Source organism: Sulfitobacter sp. W027 (assembly GCF_025143985.1).
Lineage (GTDB): Bacteria > Pseudomonadota > Alphaproteobacteria > Rhodobacterales > Rhodobacteraceae > Sulfitobacter.
Genome location: NZ_CP083564.1, coordinates 3,060,001 through 3,076,999 on the forward strand (window position 1 = coordinate 3,060,001; position 16,999 = coordinate 3,076,999).

20 protein-coding genes (1 of these 20 cut by a window edge) are annotated in these 16,999 nt (G+C 59.8%); 9 read left to right on the forward strand and 11 right to left on the reverse strand.

Annotation, left to right across the window (positions count from 1 at the left end; translation table 11 throughout):
* Both tuf and K3759_RS14970 read right to left on the reverse strand, forming a co-directional pair.
* On the reverse strand, nt 1-293 hold the start of the coding sequence (tuf, locus tag K3759_RS14965) for an elongation factor Tu (RefSeq protein ID WP_259982967.1). The gene continues 883 nt to the left of window position 1, outside the view; the window shows 293 of its 1,176 coding nt (coding positions 1-293); its start codon is at nt 291-293; its stop codon lies beyond the left edge, outside the window.
* Between the two features lie 163 nt (nt 294-456).
* Complete coding sequence (locus tag K3759_RS14970; RefSeq protein ID WP_259982968.1) at nt 457-1,035, reverse strand: hypothetical protein; 579 nt, start codon at nt 1,033-1,035, stop codon at nt 457-459.
* A 125-nt stretch (nt 1,036-1,160) separates the two neighbouring features.
* Here K3759_RS14970 and K3759_RS14975 point away from each other — a divergent pair, with 125 nt between their 5' ends.
* The gene (locus tag K3759_RS14975; RefSeq protein ID WP_259982970.1) at nt 1,161-2,519 is read left to right on the forward strand and encodes a cytochrome P450; all 1,359 of its coding nucleotides are present in this window, start codon (nt 1,161-1,163) and stop codon (nt 2,517-2,519) included.
* 27 nt (nt 2,520-2,546) lie between these two features.
* Here K3759_RS14975 and K3759_RS14980 read toward each other — a convergent pair whose 3' ends face one another.
* Nucleotides 2,547-4,988: a DNA topoisomerase IV subunit A gene (locus K3759_RS14980; RefSeq protein ID WP_259982972.1), complete on the reverse strand. Its 2,442-nt coding sequence runs from the start codon at nt 4,986-4,988 to the stop codon at nt 2,547-2,549.
* On the opposite strand from K3759_RS14980, the gene K3759_RS14985 reads away from it, so the two are divergent.
* From K3759_RS14985 to K3759_RS15015, 7 genes are all read left to right on the forward strand, one after another.
* Nucleotides 4,978-5,253, forward strand: coding sequence for a hypothetical protein (locus tag K3759_RS14985; RefSeq protein WP_259982973.1), 276 nt, complete (start codon nt 4,978-4,980; stop codon nt 5,251-5,253). The genes K3759_RS14980 and K3759_RS14985 overlap by 11 nt on opposite strands.
* Nucleotides 5,201-5,902, forward strand: coding sequence for an SH3 domain-containing protein (locus K3759_RS14990; protein ID WP_259982974.1), 702 nt, complete (start codon nt 5,201-5,203; stop codon nt 5,900-5,902). The genes K3759_RS14985 and K3759_RS14990 overlap by 53 nt, the downstream gene beginning before the upstream one ends.
* A gap of 57 nt (nt 5,903-5,959) precedes the next feature.
* Nucleotides 5,960-6,793 carry an SDR family NAD(P)-dependent oxidoreductase gene (locus K3759_RS14995; RefSeq protein WP_259982975.1) on the forward strand — a complete coding sequence of 278 codons (834 nt, stop codon included), beginning with the start codon at nt 5,960-5,962 and terminating at the stop codon, nt 6,791-6,793.
* 57 nt (nt 6,794-6,850) lie between these two features.
* Nucleotides 6,851-7,057 (forward strand): twin transmembrane helix small protein, encoded by a 207-nt coding sequence (locus K3759_RS15000; protein ID WP_067260586.1) that lies wholly within the window; start codon nt 6,851-6,853, stop codon nt 7,055-7,057.
* Nucleotides 7,057-7,629, forward strand: coding sequence for a cob(I)yrinic acid a,c-diamide adenosyltransferase (locus K3759_RS15005; protein WP_259982977.1), 573 nt, complete (start codon nt 7,057-7,059; stop codon nt 7,627-7,629). The genes K3759_RS15000 and K3759_RS15005 overlap by 1 nt, the downstream gene beginning before the upstream one ends.
* Before the next feature lie 164 nt (nt 7,630-7,793).
* Nucleotides 7,794-8,552 (forward strand): electron transfer flavoprotein subunit beta/FixA family protein, encoded by a 759-nt coding sequence (locus tag K3759_RS15010; RefSeq protein WP_259982978.1) that lies wholly within the window; start codon nt 7,794-7,796, stop codon nt 8,550-8,552.
* Nucleotides 8,552-9,478, forward strand: coding sequence for an electron transfer flavoprotein subunit alpha/FixB family protein (locus K3759_RS15015; protein WP_259982980.1), 927 nt, complete (start codon nt 8,552-8,554; stop codon nt 9,476-9,478). The genes K3759_RS15010 and K3759_RS15015 overlap by 1 nt, the downstream gene beginning before the upstream one ends.
* A gap of 76 nt (nt 9,479-9,554) precedes the next feature.
* Here K3759_RS15015 and K3759_RS15020 read toward each other — a convergent pair whose 3' ends face one another.
* Entirely contained in the window at nt 9,555-10,388 is an 834-nt protein-coding gene (locus tag K3759_RS15020) for a DUF6473 family protein (RefSeq protein WP_259982982.1), read from the reverse strand.
* A gap of 157 nt (nt 10,389-10,545) precedes the next feature.
* Here K3759_RS15020 and K3759_RS15025 point away from each other — a divergent pair, with 157 nt between their 5' ends.
* Nucleotides 10,546-11,421, forward strand: a complete 876-nt coding sequence (locus K3759_RS15025) for a 3-hydroxybutyryl-CoA dehydrogenase (RefSeq protein ID WP_259982984.1) — start codon at nt 10,546-10,548, stop codon at nt 11,419-11,421.
* 78 nt (nt 11,422-11,499) lie between these two features.
* Here K3759_RS15025 and K3759_RS15030 read toward each other — a convergent pair whose 3' ends face one another.
* Genes K3759_RS15030 through K3759_RS15060 form a run of 7 tightly spaced genes read right to left on the reverse strand, consistent with a single transcriptional unit; the run spans nt 11,500 to nt 16,878 of the window.
* A complete protein-coding gene (locus tag K3759_RS15030; protein WP_259982986.1) occupies nt 11,500-12,384 on the reverse strand; it encodes a lysophospholipid acyltransferase family protein in 885 nt (294 codons plus the stop codon).
* Between the two features lie 34 nt (nt 12,385-12,418).
* A complete protein-coding gene (locus K3759_RS15035) occupies nt 12,419-12,688 on the reverse strand; it encodes an HPr family phosphocarrier protein (protein WP_259982988.1) in 270 nt (89 codons plus the stop codon).
* Between the two features lie 16 nt (nt 12,689-12,704).
* Nucleotides 12,705-13,097: a PTS sugar transporter subunit IIA gene (locus K3759_RS15040; protein ID WP_259982990.1), complete on the reverse strand. Its 393-nt coding sequence runs from the start codon at nt 13,095-13,097 to the stop codon at nt 12,705-12,707.
* The gene (gene rapZ, locus K3759_RS15045; protein ID WP_259982993.1) at nt 13,094-13,999 is read right to left on the reverse strand and encodes an RNase adapter RapZ; all 906 of its coding nucleotides are present in this window, start codon (nt 13,997-13,999) and stop codon (nt 13,094-13,096) included. The genes K3759_RS15040 and rapZ overlap by 4 nt, the downstream gene beginning before the upstream one ends.
* Complete coding sequence (locus K3759_RS15050) at nt 13,996-14,424, reverse strand: HPr kinase/phosphorylase (RefSeq protein WP_259982995.1); 429 nt, start codon at nt 14,422-14,424, stop codon at nt 13,996-13,998. Before K3759_RS15050 ends, rapZ begins: the two co-directional genes overlap by 4 nt.
* A gap of 21 nt (nt 14,425-14,445) precedes the next feature.
* Entirely contained in the window at nt 14,446-16,134 is a 1,689-nt protein-coding gene (locus K3759_RS15055) for a sensor histidine kinase (protein WP_259982997.1), read from the reverse strand.
* 42 nt (nt 16,135-16,176) lie between these two features.
* On the reverse strand, nt 16,177-16,878 hold the full coding sequence (locus tag K3759_RS15060; RefSeq protein ID WP_067260621.1) for a response regulator transcription factor: 702 nt from the start codon (nt 16,876-16,878) through the stop codon (nt 16,177-16,179).
* Nucleotides 16,879-16,999 lie beyond the last annotated feature (121 nt).

Sequence of the window (16,999 nt, forward strand, 5' to 3'; positions counted from 1 at the left end):
ATCGCGCCGTCCATCTGAGCGGCACCGGTGATCATGTTCTTCACATAGTCAGCGTGGCCGGGGCAGTCGACGTGGGCGTAGTGACGTGCTTCGGTCTCATACTCAACGTGAGCGGTCGAGATGGTGATGCCGCGGGCCTTTTCTTCGGGCGCGCCGTCGATCTGGTCATACGCTTGGAAGTCACCGAAATACTTGGTGATCGCCGCGGTCAGCGTGGTTTTACCGTGGTCAACGTGGCCGATTGTGCCGATGTTGACGTGCGGTTTGGTGCGTTCAAACTTTGCCTTTGCCATGGTGGCGCCCTTTTAATTGAGGGGCCCCAACGGGGACCCGAACCCTATCTGGCGGGCGATGTATTGGGTTCGGGCGGTAAAATCAAGCGGGACTTGCGCCTTGGGGTCACTTAAAGCCAGCCGCGCTTATAGCACCGCGCAATCCGGGACCCCGCAGGCGCCATCATTTGTCTTCAGGCCCTCCGGCAGAGGACACTGCCACACCGCCGTTGAACCAACCCTGCTCGCGGTTTTGCTTCACCAGATAATTTTCGATCGATTTGGCGGCATTCTGGCTGAGGTTCTTCAATTGCTCTTCGGCAGATTTGGTATAGCCCGAGCCGACGACCGGACCTTGATCGAGGGATTCGAAGACGGTGATCTGGTGCGGTTCGGCGTTCAGCTTCTTGTTTTTGGCGTCATCCCAGACGGTCAGGTTCAGGATCAGGATGGATTTCGGCGCAAAGACCAGCGGGATGCCCGGCTGGGCCAGAACATAGCCTTCAACACTGATGCCGAAGTGATAGAGCCGTTCGCCTTCGTAGCGGTCGAACCGCTCTGCTGTCGCGGCGCGCACGGCCTCGGCCAGGTCGTCTTTGCTGACCTCACGGCTCAGCGGACCCTTCTGTGCCTTGGGAGCCACGACGATATTGTGGTGCAGGTTGAAGTCACCCAGTGGCGTCGGTGCATCGCCCAGATCGGATGCGCCATTACAGGCGGCCAGCGTCACAACAGTCATCAGCACGGCAAGAACACGGATCATCGGCATATCCCTCGGGGTGTTAATATCTCAAAAGGCCTAGCCGATGGCCGGGAGGGGCGCAATCATTTGCCGCAGTTGCGCCCCTCTCCCCCCGCCCTATCTTGGTTAGGTGTGAGGACATCATCATGACCCAACCAGCCCCCCTGCCCGTGCGCGTGCCCCTTGTTACGGAACCTGTTGGCCTGCTCGGCAGCCTACAAATGGCGCGGCGTAATGTGCTGAGCATCATCCCCAAGATCGCCACGACGCAACCCATGGTCTCGGGCAAGACCGGCAAGCGCTGGCATATGGTGATGGACCCCGGCGCAATCCGGGAGATTCTGCTCGACCGGTTAGACGATTACCCCAAGTCGGACGTGACCAAGAACCTGCTGCGCCCGGCTATCGGGGAATCGCTGTTTATCGCCGAAGGTGCGCATTGGCGCTGGCAGCGTCGCGCCGCAGCCCCGGTGTTTTCCCAGCGTAATGTGCGCAATCTTGCCCCGGTGATGACAGCCGCCGCCATCCGCGCGGCAGACCGGATCGCTGCCGCCGGGCCGCGCGCGGTAAATATGCTCGACGAGATGGTGACGACGACCTTTGACGTAATCGGCGACGTGACCTTTTCAGGCGACGGCACCTTTGACCGCGACAAGGTGCATGGTGCGATTGACGACTATATTGCCGAAGCTGGCAAAATCAGCCTGTTCGACATCTTGGGCTTTCCCGACTGGCTGCCGCGACCGGGGCGGATGATGTCGGGCCAAGCGTTAAAGCAGATGAAGGCCATGGCTGATAGCGCCATCGAGGCCCGCATTGCCCGTGGGCATGAAGGCACGCCTGATTTGCTGGACCTGCTGCTCGAAGGCGTCGACCCCAAGACAAAACGCAAGATGAACACCGGAGAGTTACGCGACAACCTGCTGACCTTCATCGTTGCGGGGCATGAGACAACTGCGCTGACGCTGGCGTGGTCGATGTACCTGATGGGGTTCGATCAAAACATCCAAGACCGCGCGCGGGCAGAGGTGCAATCGGTGCTACAGGGCCGCGCGTGCAGCGGGGAGGACGTGGATCAACTGCCCTTGATCCGCATGATCGTCGATGAGGCGCTGCGCCTCTACCCGGCTGCCGGCATCATCTCTCGCACGGCGCAAAAACACGATACGCTTTGTGACCGCGAGATACGCCCCGGCGATACGGTCATGATCCCGATCTATGCCCTTGGCCGCAACGAACTCCTGTGGGACGCGCCCGACGCCTTCCGGCCCGAGCGTTTTGCCGACCGCAAGGCGATTGACCGCTATGCCTATCTGCCCTTTGGGGACGGGCCGCGCATTTGCATCGGGGCAAGCTTCGCGCTGCAAGAGGCGGTGATTATCCTAGCCACGTTGCTGAGCCGTTTAAAATTCACCCCGGTTCCGGGCAAAGACCCTGAGCCGGTGATGATCCTGACTCTGCGGCCTGAAGGCGGTGTCTGGATGACGGCAGAGCCGCTCAGCTGACCCCGCCGCAAAGCGGGGCCCGTCAAATCAGTTAAACTTATTGTCGCGTGGGAAGCCACGGGGCGCCATACGGCCCGAACTGGCGCGCTTGCCGGTCCATTCCGCAAGATCGACCTCGGTGCGCGTGCGGCCTGCCGGGTCTTGCCAGCTTAGGCCCGCTTCGCGTGTGAAGGTGGTGGCATCCGACAGGCCGCCGTCCTTGTATTTTTGCAACCGGACGCCCTTGCCACGGCCCATTTCGGGCAGTTCATCAAGGCCAAAGACCAGCACCTTGCGGTTCTCGCCCACGGTCGCAACGCTATCCCCCGAGACAGCACGACAGACCAGCGCCGCGACACCTTCGCCGCGCACGTTCAGTACCTGCTTGCCGCTGCGGGTTTGGGCCACGACCTCATCCTCGGGCACGATGAAACCATCGCCCGCGCTGGAGGCCACCAGAAGCTTGCGCCCCGGTTGATGAATGAACAGCGACACGATCTGCACTTCGTTGGGCAGATCGACCATTAGCCGCAGCGGTTCGCCCATGCCACGCCCACCGGGCAGATTGGCGGCGGAAACGGTGTAGAATCGTCCGTTCGAGCCAAAGACCAGCAGACGGTCCGTGGTCTCCGCATGGAAGATGAAACGTGGGCCGTCGCCGTCTTTGAACTTCAATTCACGGTTCAGATCGATATGGCCGGTCATGGCCCGGATCCAGCCCATCTGGCTGCACACCACGGTGATCGGCTCACGGTCGATCATCGCCTCGATCGGCACGTCCTCGACTTCGCCTGCGGTCTCAAAAGTGGTCAGTCGCTGCCCGCGTTTGATGCCGTCGATGACCCAATCCTTGCCGAACTGCTTTTTCGTCTCGCGCAGTTGATCTGCGATGGTGGTCCATTGCAGTTCTTCATTGTCGAGCAAGTCTTCAAGCCCCGCACGTTCGGACATCAGCGCATCGCGCTCTTTCACCAAGGCGTCTTCTTCCAAACGCCGCAAAGACCGCAGCCGCATGTTCAGGATCGCTTCGGCCTGCACATCAGAGAGACCATTCTCGCGGCCCGCATAGCTATGCGGCACGGCGCGGGTGTCGCCGCTCTCGGCCAACACACCCGTCGCCTGCGCCTCGGAATCTGCGATCACCGCGAGCTTGGACACGTCGACACCAGCCAGCGGGGAGACATAGGCAGCCTCGTCCATCGCACGGCTGAGCGTGTCCTGATGCACCCGGCTCCAATCCTCATACATCAAGGCGGCTTTGGGGTCATCGTCATAGCGGATGATCTCGATCACGCGGTTTAGGTTCAGGAACGCGGTGATAAGCCCCTGCAAGACTTCCAGCCGGTGGTCGATCTTGTCCATTCGGTGCCGCGATCTGCGCTGAAGCACCTCGCGCCGGTGGTCAAGGAAGGCGCGCAGCACTTCTTTCAGCGAGCAGACTTTGGGCGTCTGCCCGTCGATCAACACGTTCATGTTGAGCGAGAATCGCACCTCAAGATCTGAGTTGCGGAACAGCATGCCCATCAGCACCGCCGGATCGACGTTTTTCGAGCGCGGCTCGATGATCATCCGCAGGTCTTCGGCGGATTCGTCGCGCACATCGCCGAGAATCGGGATCTTCTTGGTCTGGATTAATTCGGCGATCTTTTCGATCAACCGCGATTTTTGCACCTGATAGGGAATCTCGGTGACCACGATCTGCCACAGACCCCGGCCCAGATCCTCGACCTCCCAACGGCAGCGCAGACGGAAAGAGCCGCGCCCGGTGCGGTAGGCATTGGCGATATTCTCGGCCGGTTCGACGATCACCCCGCCGGTGGGGAAATCGGGACCGGGCACATAGTTCAAGAGCGTCTCGTCGCGGGCGTCGGGCGTCTTGATCAGATGGATACAGGCGTCGCAGAGCTCGGCGATGTTATGCGGCGGGATGTTGGTGGCCATGCCCACGGCGATGCCCGAAGAGCCATTGGCCAGCAGGTTCGGAAACTGCGCGGGCAGCACCACAGGTTCGGTCAGCGTGCCGTCATAGTTCTCGCGGTAATCGACGGCGTTCTCGTTCAGCCCTTCCAGCATGGCCTCGGCCACGGCGGTCATCCGCGCTTCGGTGTACCGCGAGGCCGCCGGGTTATCGCCATCAATGTTGCCGAAGTTACCCTGCCCGTCGACCAGCGGGTAGCGCACGTTGAAATCCTGCGCCAAACGCGCCATCGCGTCATAGATCGCGGCATCGCCGTGCGGGTGGTAGTTACCCATCACATCGCCCGAAATCTTTGCCGACTTGCGGAAACCGCCCGTCGAGGACAGCCGCAGCTCGCGCATGGCAAAAAGAATCCGACGGTGGACTGGCTTTAGCCCGTCTCGTGCGTCCGGCAATGCGCGGTGCATGATCGTAGACAACGCATAGGTCAGATACCGCTCTCCTAAGGCGCGGCGTAGCGGCTCGGACAGGTCATTCGGGTCGAGTTCTGGGGGTGTGGTTATGTCTGACATGACGGGTCTTTTAGCCAAGCGTGACAGGGCGAGCAAGCGACAGATTGCTGAAGGCCGACTCAGCAAATGCGCCCCTGTCACGGTTTCAAGTGAGAAAAAAGCAATACTTTGGCGCTATGCGAATTCTTGCCAATTGAAATTGAACCATTCGCGAAGTTTCGCGTTGGTCTCTCAACAGCGACATGGTTTTGACAAGGACGGGGAACAGCATAATGAAACGGTTCATCTTTTTGACTTTTGGTTTCATGGGCTGGGCGTTTTATGAAATGAGCGGCGGGGCCGATTTCGTACCTGCAGGTCCACAGTTGGCAGGTTCCGAAGCTGCCGATTCGACGCTCATCGCCAGCGCCAATGCGGGCACAACTTCTTCCAGCTTGGTCACCGCCGCTGCCGCCAACGCAGCCCGCAAGGCCGAAAGCCCGATCACCCCCTTCGCACAGAAAGCCCCGGCGCGCGATGATACCGCAACCCGCGTGGCGCTGAACCTGACCACGTTGAGCGATCTGCCACAGGCCAATGATGCAATGGTGCAGAAAGCCGTGGCGACGCCGGAAACCCGGGCTGGCGCTAAGGTTGTAAAGGCGAAGACCGTCAATGCTTCCGCTTCGATGGTTCAGAATGCATCCTATTCAGTGACCACCTCTAGCACGCCCGTTGTCATTCCGAGCCTGATCAATTCCGGCGACAACAGCGCGACCTATGTGAGCACCACGCAGGCCGATATCCGGAAAGTGAGTGGCACACGGGTGAATGTGCGCGGCGGTCCAGGCACCAATTTTGGTGTGGTTGGCAAGTTAGGTAAAGGCGACGCCGTTGAGATCATCGAAGACAATGGTGCAGGTTGGGTGCGGTTCCGCAGCGTAGACGGTGCAGAATCCGGTTGGATGGCCGACTTCCTGCTCAGCAACGGCTAACTTGCCAATCCTATAGCATCGCGCGATGAAGGGCCTTTCATATGAAGGGCCCTTTGCATGTCTGCGACCCGATCCATCCTCATCACAGGCTGTTCCAGTGGAATCGGCTATGCTGCTGCACATGGTATGCGCGCGCGGGGCTGGCAGGTCTTTGCCGCCTGCCGCCAGCAAGCCGATTGCGACCGCCTCAGCGCCAAAGGGTTTGACGCGCCCCGGATCGATTACACCGACGAGGCCAGCATTTCATCGGCGCTCGCACATGTGTTGGAGCAGACAGGCGGCACCTTGGATGCCGTCTTTAACAACGGTGCACATGCGACGCCCGGTTTGGTCGAAGACCTGCCCACCGAGGCCCTGCGCGAGATATTTGAAGCCAATTTCTTTGGCTGGCACAGCCTGACACGTGCGGTCATCCCGGTGATGCGCAGACAGGGACACGGGCGGATTGTGCAGTGCTCCTCGGTGCTTGGCATGGTCGCAATGCCGTGGCGGGGTGCGTATAACTCCACGAAATTTGCACTCGAAGGGCTGACAGATACCCTGCGGCTTGAGATGCGCGGCACCGGGGTTAAATTAATCCTTATTGAGCCCGGCCCCGTCACCTCCGAACTGCGGACCAAGGCGATCCCCCGCTTCGAGCGCTGGATTGATTGGAGAAACAGCCCCCGTGCAGCGGAATATGAAAGCACCATGCGCCCCCGGCTCTATGATGTCAGCGGCAAGAAGGACCGCTTTGAACTCCTCCCCGAGGCGGTGGTCGAAAAGCTGGCCCATGCCGTCGAGTCCCCCCGACCCCGCCCGCGCTATTTCGTCACAACCCCAACCCATATCGCCAGTGTTTTGCGGCGTATCCTGCCGACGCGCGCGTTGGATTGGGTGACCAGTCGTTGATTTTGGTTGCGCGGCTGCCGCGCGCCGCTACATCTCGGGGCAACGAAAGGACAGCCCATGCCAAATGATCCGTTTTTCGTGATCGTCCTGATTTCCGTCGTTGCGGTCGCCGTCGTGCTCCTGATGGGGCTGGGCGGCTTTGCCACCGGGGGCAAGTTCAACAAACGCAACGCAAACAAGCTGATGCGCTGGCGGATCATCGCCCAGTTCATCGCAGTGCTGCTGATCCTTGCCTATGTCTATTTCCGAGGGGGAACGATCTGATGGTTGTACTGAACAAGATTTACACCCGCACAGGGGATAAGGGCACCACGGCGCTTGGAAATGGTGACCGTGTCGCCAAACATGATGCGCGGGTCGAAGCCTATGGCACTTCCGACGAATTAAATTGCTTTGTCGGCGTCGCACGGCTCGAAGCCACCGGCGCCACGGACGAAGCGCTGGCGCGCATTCAAAATGATCTCTTCGACCTCGGTGCCGACCTCTGCCGCCCCGATATGGAAGCAGATCGCAAGGCAGAATATCCGCCTTTGCGGGTCACCCAAGAGCAAGTTGACCGGCTTGAGCGCGAAATCGACGTGATGAATTCTGAGTTGGACCCGCTGCGCAGTTTCATCCTGCCCGGGGGCCGCGCGCTGGCAGCGCATTTGCATGTCTGCCGCACTGTGGCGCGCCGCGCCGAACGGCTGGCGGTGCTGCTGTCAGAACAGACCACGATCAACCCGGCAACGGTGACCTATCTCAACCGTCTCAGCGACTGGTTCTTCGTTGCCGCACGTATGGCCAACAACGCGGGCAAAGAAGACGTGCTTTGGGTGCCGGGGGCGAACCGCTGAGAAATTAGCGCTAACAGAAGAAAAACCGGGAAAACGCCGCGTTCAAAACTGCTGAACTGCCGATTTTGGCCTGTTTTGATCCGATCCGCTTCGTTACACCCGTCTGGAGAATTAGGGAGACCGGGCCACCAGCCCGCGTCACAAACTGAGGAGAGAGACCGCTCATGAAGGTATTGGTGCCTGTCAAACGCGTGATCGACTATAACGTGAAAGTTCGTGTCAAAGCGGACGGATCGGGTGTTGATCTCGCCAATGTGAAAATGTCGATGAACCCCTTCGACGAAATCGCCGTCGAACAGGCGATTCGTCTGAAAGAAGCTGGTCAGGCTGATGAGATCGTCGCCGTCTCCATCGGTGTGAAGCAAGCGCAGGAAACCCTGCGCACCGCGCTCGCCATGGGCGCTGACCGCGCGATTCTCGTGATCGCTTCGGACGATGTGCACAAGGACATCGAACCGCTGGCCGTGGCAAAGATCCTCAAAGCCATCGTCGACGAAGAGCAGCCGGGCCTCGTGCTCTGCGGCAAACAGGCGATCGACAACGACATGAACGCTACCGGGCAAATGCTGTCGGCGCTGATGGGCTGGTCTCAGGCGACATTCGCCTCCGAGGTCACCATTGAAGGCGACAAGGCGAAAGTCACCCGCGAAGTCGATGGCGGTTTGCAGACCATTGAGGTCACCATGCCGACAGTCGTCACCGTGGACCTGCGCCTCAACGAGCCGCGCTATGCGTCGCTGCCGAACATCATGAAGGCCAAGAAAAAGCCGTTGGATGAGAAAACCGCCGAAGACTATGGCGTCGATGTCTCTAACCGCTTGGAGATCGTTAAAACCGTTGAGCCTGCCGAACGTGCTGCGGGCATCAAGGTTGGTTCGGTTGACGAGCTTGTCGCGAAACTCAAAGAAGTGGGGGCTGTGTAATGGCTGTTCTTCTGATTGCCGAAATCTCCGATGGCGAATTGTCCATGGATGCCACCGCCAAGGCGGTAACCGCAGCCAAGGCTCTGGGCGACGTGACCGTTCTGGCGGCAGGCAGCTCTGCCGCTGCGGCAGGCGAAGCGGCCTCCAAGATCGACGGCGTGTCCAAGGTGCTGGTCGCTGAAGACCCGATGCTGGGCCACCGTCTGGCCGAAGCCACCGCAGCGCTGATCGTGTCGCTCGCGGGTGACTATGAGCATATCGTCGCTCCGGCCACCACCGACGCTAAAAACGTGATGCCCCGCGTGGCAGCGCTTTTGGACGTCATGGTGATTTCGGATGCTTCCGGTGTTGTCGATGCTGACACGTTCGAGCGCCCGATCTATGCCGGTAACGCGGTTCAGACCGTGAAATCTAACGACGCCAAAAAAGTCATCACCTTCCGCACATCGACCTTCGATGCGGCCGGTGAAGGGGGCTCTGCCTCGGTCGAGACGATCTCGGCTGTCGAAAACCCCGGCTTGTCGACTTGGGTCGAAGACAAAGTTGCCGAATCCGACCGTCCCGAGCTGACCAGCGCGGGCGTGGTGGTTTCCGGTGGCCGTGGCGTCGGCTCCGAAGAAGACTTTGCCCTGATCGAGAAGCTGGCCGACAAGCTCGGTGCCGCTGTTGGCGCGTCGCGTGCGGCGGTTGATTCGGGCTATGCCCCGAACGATTGGCAGGTGGGTCAGACCGGTAAGGTCGTCGCCCCTGATCTTTATATCGCGGTTGGTATCTCGGGTGCGATTCAGCACCTCGCCGGGATGAAAGACTCCAAAATCATCGTCGCGATCAACAAAGACGAAGAATCGCCGATCTTCCAAGTGGCCGATTACGGGCTGGTGGCCGATCTCTTCGACGCGGTGCCTGAGCTGATCGAAAAGCTGTAAAGCTCTTCACGTGAAACACCAAAGGCCCGCCGCTCTCGGCGGGCCTTTTTTATTGCATGTCCCCTTACCGGAACGCTCAGGACATGCTTTGCAGCGCATCGGTCAAGGCAGCGGCGGCATTGGCATGGGCCATCGGACCCAGCATCTCTGACGCGGCTTGGGTCTCCAATTCGCTCACCACCATGCCTGCGGTTGGCCCGGCAGATGGGTCTTTGGGGGAGACCACCTCAATCTTGGCGGTGGCATGTTGGGCCACTGCCTCAAACATCTCACGGGTGACGAAAAGCGGGTCATAGCCCAGTTCCCCCACCGGCTGTTCGGCGGCGGCCACCGGGGGACGGTCAGCCAGCCACAACAGCAGCGTCCGCCCCTGTATCTGCCCCAGCATCAGCCGCATGCGCGCCAGCCATGCGTGCTGCAACTCTGCGCGCACCGCCTCGAACCGCTCAGGGGAGACTCGCATAAGATGGGTGAGCATATGGCGGTTAAAATGAAATTCCGAGAAATCCACTTCGCGGTAAATCGTCTGCAAAAGGGCCGAAGCACCGACAAAGCGGTCATTCCGGCGCCGATGGACCGAATAGAAACGATTGGTCATATTCTGCGCGCCCATGACCTGAACCACTGTCACATCCGCCTGAGACGCCGCCTGCGCGACAAAGGGATCATGTGCAAATGCGTCGATCCCGGCATTGGGAAACCCGAAGTTTACACAAGTTTTACCAAGCTCTGCCTCTACCCGCGCCGGGAAGGGCTGCTCAATATATTTGCCGTAGGTCTCTGTTCCACCAAGAAAGGCGATATAGGGGCCCTCCAACCGGCGGCGGGGACCGCGAAACATCAACTTTGAGGTGCCGTAGCGGCAAGGAAGATAATCGAGAGGGGCTGGCCCCATTGCGTCATAGGTCATTGAACCCACCTTTGTTGTTCACCCAAAGCCAGATTGCACAGCAGGAACTGCGATTCTCTTAACGGTCAAATTTGCTGTTATATTTCGTCAACGGCTGCACTTGCGGCACCCCCGCCACGCGCCCTATTGTGCGCCGAACTCAAGCAAAGGACAGGCCATGGACATCCAGACAATCGGTATCGTGGGAGCGGGGCAGATGGGCAACGGGATTGCCCATGTCATGGCGCTGGCAGGCTATGATGTGATGCTGAACGATGTCAGCGCCGATGCGCTGGCCAAAGCCATGAAAACCGTCACCGGCAACATGGATCGTCAGGTCAGCCGTGAGAAAATCTCCGCCGCTGACCGGGATGCTGCCATGGCACGTATCACCACCACGCAGACGCTAAGCGATCTAGGCCAGAGCGATCTGGTGATCGAAGCCGCGACGGAGCGGGAGACGGTGAAACAGGCGATCTTCGAAGACCTGATCCCGCACCTCAAGCCGACAACGATTCTGACGTCGAACACCTCGTCGATCTCGATCACCCGATTGGCCAGCCGCACCGACCGGCCTGAGAAATTCATGGGGTTCCACTTCATGAACCCCGTCCCGGTGATGCAATTGGTCGAACTGATCCGCGGCATTGCCACGGACCGCGAAACCTATGATGCCTGCAAAGCCGTGGTGGATCGTCTGGGCAAAACCGCCGCTTCCGCCGAGGATTTCCCCGCCTTCATCGTGAACCGCATCCTGATGCCGATGATCAACGAGGCGGTCTATACGCTTTACGAAGGCGTCGGCAATGTGGAGTCGATCGACAGTTCGATGAAGCTGGGGGCAAACCATCCGATGGGCCCGCTGGAGCTGGCGGACTTCATCGGCCTGGACACCTGTCTGGCGATTATGAACGTGCTGCACGACGGGCTGGCCGATACCAAGTATCGCCCCTGCCCGCTGCTGACCAAATATGTCGAAGCCGGTTGGCTGGGTCGAAAGACACAGCGCGGATTCTATGATTACCGCGGCGAGAAACCAGTACCGACGCGCTAAGCCGCAAGGGTATAGGGGGCCCTGCCCCCATCGCGCCAAAGGCGCGATTCCCCCGCGGGTATTTTTAAAAGGATGAAGTTAGTTGGTCAGCGCCAGAGTATGGGCGCGCAGCCAAGCCATGAAGCCGCGCGGGTCGTCTGCCCAGCGGTCAATCTCTTGTTGGCTTAGCGGATGGCCGACAATGGGCCCTTGGGGTTTGTCGCAGGCATGGGCGATTTCATGCAACAGAAGGCCTTGGCGCAGCATCGGGCTGAGCCGGTTGGCGATCTGATAGGCGCGACTGTTCTGGCCGGGAAAGCGCATTGGCACCACCTGCGCCCCGGAGCGACGGATCATCTTGGCGGTGAAGACATTCCATTCCGCCTCGACTGCCGGGCCCCACCAGCTTTCCGACGTGGCAACGACGCCAGAGGGGAAGAGAGCGACGACGCCGCCCTCCTTGAGGTGCGCCATGGCTTTGGCACGCATTTCCACGCCTTTGCGCTGCGCGTCCGGGTCATGTGGGAAGGGCACCGGGATCATGTAGCTGCCCGCCACTTCGTCGATAGAGGTGAGCAGAGATCGGGTGAGGATGCGGTAATCAGGGCGCACCCGGCCAATGAGGTCGGCGAAGATCATACCATCAACCATGCCGTGAGGGTGGTTGGCCACGACTACGACGGGCCCCTCTTTGGGGATACGGTCAAGTTGCTCTTGGGGGGTGGTAAGATCGATCCCCATGGTGTCGAGCGCCGCGCGCCAGAAGGCTTGGCCCGAGGGGGTGCCGCGTTGCTCGAACTTGCGGATCAGCCTTAAGATCTTGAGCTTGCCAGTGAAGAGCTCCATTGCGGAAATCACCCGCGCCTTCCACGGATCATCGAATGTCGAGGCGTAGGACAGGCTGCGGCGGTCGTATTTGGTGAAAGTCACCGTACCGTCACCTGTCTGGGCCGGTTCGCCCGCAATCTTTTGCGCGTCATCCATGGGGTCGGAGGATCCTTTTTCCCGCCATGCGGGCTTAGTATCCTTCGCCGAACTTATCCGCCACGAGGGCGGTCAAAGCTTCGGCCAAGGCCTCGGCATCGGGGCCGGAGGTTTGGACATCAATCGTCGTGCCGCGCGACGCGCCAAGCATCAAAAGCCCCATGATGCTGTCGCCCGAGGCTGACATGCCATCCTTGCTGACTTCGGCGCGGGCATCGAACGCCTCGACCACTTCGACCAATTTGGCGGAGGCGCGTGCGTGCAGGCCTTTTTCGTTTACGATCTTTAAAGAAAATTCGGGCATGACGTCTTGGGGCCTTCTAACCTGCGCTGACATTCTGGCTGTCGATATACTTCTTACCAGCTTCGAGCGCGGCGCGCACGGCGTCCGGCACATCCATATGCCGTGATTTGGCGAGTTTGATGAGCATTGGCAGGTTCGCGCCGTAGATGATGCGCCGGTTCTCTGGGCGGCAGGCCAAGAGGCTGAGATTTGAGGGAGACCCGCCGAAAAGGTCAGTGACCACGACGACACCTGCGCCTTGATCCACCGCATCGGCGGCGGCGCAGATCTCACGCTCTTTATCCGCGCGGTCGTGATCGGGCTCAATAGCGATGGCGCGCACGCCAAATTGGGATCCCACGACATGTTCGATGGCGGCAAGATACTCTTGCGCCAGCCCCCCATGTCCGACGATGACGATCCCGATCACGGCTTGTTTCCTTCACGATGCTGGCGGTCCAGCTCACGGTGCCTAATTGACACCTGCCAGCCCTGCTCTGCAAGGCGCAAAGCGTGATCTTCCGCCATGGCGACAGACCGGTGTTGCCCGCCTGTGCAGCCGAAGGCGATGGAGATATGCGATTTGCCCTCTTCACGGTAGGCGGGCAGCAAGAGGAGGCTGAGATCAAGCACCTTGTCGGCAAAATCGGTGTAGCGCTTATCGCCCGCCACATGGGCCGCGACAGCCGCATCCCTGCCGTCACCGCTGCGCAGTTCGGGCACCCAATAGGGGTTTCTGAGAAAACGGCAGTCATGCACCACGTCGACGCCGCGCGGCAGGCCACGCTTATAGGAGAAACTTTGCACAGACACCGTCAGATTGCGCTGCCCGCCGGGAGCAAACCATTGTTCCACCTCTGCACGCAACTCGTGCACGTTGAGTGTTGTCGTATCGATCAGTACGTCGGCACGGGCGCGGATCGGATGGAGCAGGTCCTGCTCGCGCGCGATACCGTCCGCAGGGCGGTCTGCGGGGGCCAATGGATGGCGGCGGCGGGTTTCGGAAAAACGCTGCAAAAGCACATCCGGCGCGCAATCGAGATAGAGCAGTTCCGCGCTCCACCCCGGCTCTGCCGACAGGCGGCCCATCAGTTCCAGCACGCCTTCGGTTGAAAAATCGCGGTTGCGCGCATCGATGCCCAAGGCCACTGATTGTGCGTCGCCGGGTCGGTCGAGCAGCGCAGGCAACAGCCGCAAAGGTAGGTTGTCGATCGCCTCAAATCCTGCATCCTCCAACACATTGAGCGCAGAGGAACGACCGGCGCCCGAGGGGCCGGTGACAAGGACCAATCGCCGGGGTGCGAGGTCAGTTGATGAGGTCTGACTGATCAATTCGGTTCTTTCACACCTGATATATACAGATGAATTGCTGCCGGAAAATGAGCGCTATCGCATTTGTGAAAACAGGGCAATGTGACACCCTGTACCGGATATGTGTGGCGCTCGGGCAGGCGTTGCTTTTCGGTATGGGCCAGATCGATGACGAGCGCTAAGGGCACTGGGCCGTAATCCTTGACCCGCAGGATGCCCACGTAGCGCGCTTCAATGAGACCACGAATATTTTCCGGCACGCTGGCAATTACCTGATCCGCATGGCGGATCACATCGGTTCGGTCATCTGCCACCAGCGTGGCACCAAGGGCAATCAACTGCAAGGCAAGCGCCGATTTGCCAGCGCCCGAGGGGCCAAGAATCAGCACTCCACGCCCATTAATTGCCACGCAGCTGGCGTGGAGGTTGATGCGCTCGATTGTCATCCCTTGGCTCCGCGCCGCTGCTTAGGTCGGCAAACCCACGACAAAACGCGCGCCGAGGGGCTCGGACGTAATATCGGCCTCGGTCGGGCGGATGTTCTCGGCCCAGATCACACCGCCATGGGCTTCGACGATCTGCTTGGAAATCGCGAGGCCAAGGCCAGAGTTATTGCCAAAATGCTCTTCGGGACGTTGCGAATAGAAGCGTTTGAAGATTTTGCCGAGCGCCTGTTCGGGAATGCCGGGGCCTGTGTCTTCGACCACGATCAGCACGCGGTTGGCCCGTTTGCGCGCCCAGACACGGATCGCATCCCCGTCTTCACAAAAGGAGATCGCGTTGGTGATGAGGTTCACGAAAACCTGCGCCAAACGGGCCTCAAGCCCATGCACGGTAATCGGTGCGGCGGGCAAATCGGTGATAAAATCGATGCCCTTGGATTTCGCATCTTCGCCAAGATACTGCCCCAGATTGCCCAGCATTTGCAGCAGATCAAAGGGCTCTTCCTCTTCCTTGACCAGTTCGGAGTCAAGGCGGGAGGCGTTGGAGATGTCGCTGACCAGCCGGTCGAGGCGGCGCACATCATGTTCGATGACATTCAGCAGTTTTTCGCGCTGGTCATCGCGCTTAACCATGCGCAACGTGCCGACGGCGGAGCGCAGAGAGGCGAGCGGGTTCTTGATCTCATGAGCCACATCGGCGGCGAATTGTTCGTTCCCGTCAATCCGGTTGTAAAGCGCCGAAACCATCCCGCGCAGTGCGCCAGAAAGACGGCCGATTTCATCCGGACGCGCGGTAAGGTCCGGAATGCGGATGCGGCCGGGGTTCATCTTGCGCGCGTCTTTGTCACGGCCCAGTTCAGCCGCTGCCGACAGGTCCGCCAAGGGGTTGGCGATTGTCGAGGCCAGCACGAGGCTGAGACCGATGGACACGAGCGTGGCGATAACGAACATCTGCAAAACACGCTCACGTTCGCTGCGCACCAGTCGGTCAATCTCTCCCGCGGCGCTGGCGACTGCGACCACGCCGACGGGGGTATTGCCCTGCATGATTGGGGTTACGACGCTGAACAATGTCCCACCTTCGATGGCGAGCGTGCCCTCAAGCCGGGTGCCGCCGGTCACGCTTGTGCTGACCATGCGGCGCAGTTGCTCTTCAAGCGGTGGGGTCGTGGCGTCTTCTTCAGTGCTGAAGGGAGCAGAAACGCGCTCCCAAAGCCAGTTCAACCCGTCATTCAGCAGCGTCCGCTCCCCCGCCTCAGAAGCGGCAAGGGCTTCAGCCACAGAGAGGCTACCAGCCGTGCGGGCCACCAGCGTTTCTGCGGGGTCATAAACGAAGACGTCGATGCCGCCGCGCAGGTCCAGCCCTTCAAGCGTGGCGGCCACATCAACACCATCGCCAGTGGTGAGGTTCACCGGCGCGCCCGCGGGGAGCTGGGCTTCGATCACATCCGCAATCAGCTCAGTCTCGGAAACCAGTGCCGCGGCGCGTTGCAGCGCCAGACTGTCGCGCGAGGAATTAAGGTAAAGAATCCCCGCCACCAAAACGCTGAGCGCGATGAGGTTAAAGGTAATGATCTTGCGCGTTAGCGGCGAGGAGCGGAGCGAGAACAGCCCTCGCCGTTCGCGCTTGACCCGAATTTCATCAGGCGCGGCGCTGTCAGGGGTGACCCAATCATCCCCCAGTACAACATCACCCTCTCTGCCAGCAGCCATGTCCCGCACAAGCTTCCTTTCGACCCGCGTTAAGTGCCGGGTTTACTCTTCGTTATATCTATAGCCGATGCCATAAAGCGTTTCGATCGCCGAGAATTCATCATCCGCGCTGCGCATTTTTTTACGCAGGCGCTTGATGTGACTGTCGATGGTGCGGTCGTCCACATAGACCTGATCATCATAGGCCACGTCCATCAGCTGGTCGCGCGATTTCACAAAGCCGGGGCGCTGCGCGAGGGCCTGCAGCAGCAAAAATTCGGTCACGGTCAGGGACACATCCTTGCCCTTCCAGCTGACCGCGTGACGCAGAGGGTCCATCCGCAGATCGCCGCGTTCCATCACCTTGGTTTCTTCGGTATCGCCTACTTCATTCGTCTCTACCGCATCTTGGCGGCGCAGAAGGGCGCGGATACGTTCGACCAGCAGGCGCTGGCTGAAGGGTTTTTTGACGTAGTCGTCGGCCCCCATGCGCAGGCCCAAAACCTCATCGATCTCATCATCCTTGGAGGTCAAGAAGATCACCGGCATCGCGGTTTTCTGACGCAGACGTTGCAGCAGATCCATGCCGTCCATGCGGGGCATCTTGATGTCCAGCACTGCCATATCCGGCAGTTTCTTGTTGAATGCGTCCAACGCGGCCTGGCCGTCGTTGTAGGTTTCTACTTCGAAGCCTTCAGCTTCCAGAGTCATCGAAACAGATGTCAGGATGTTCCTGTCATCGTCTACCAATGCAATCTTTGACATTGCCTGCTTCCTTATGCTGCTCAATTCGTTCTTATTTTTGGAGTCAGTGATCCCCAATATAACAGATCGAATCAATCCTTAAGTGCGAATCGTGCCTTCGTGATGCACCAATTGGGTCATA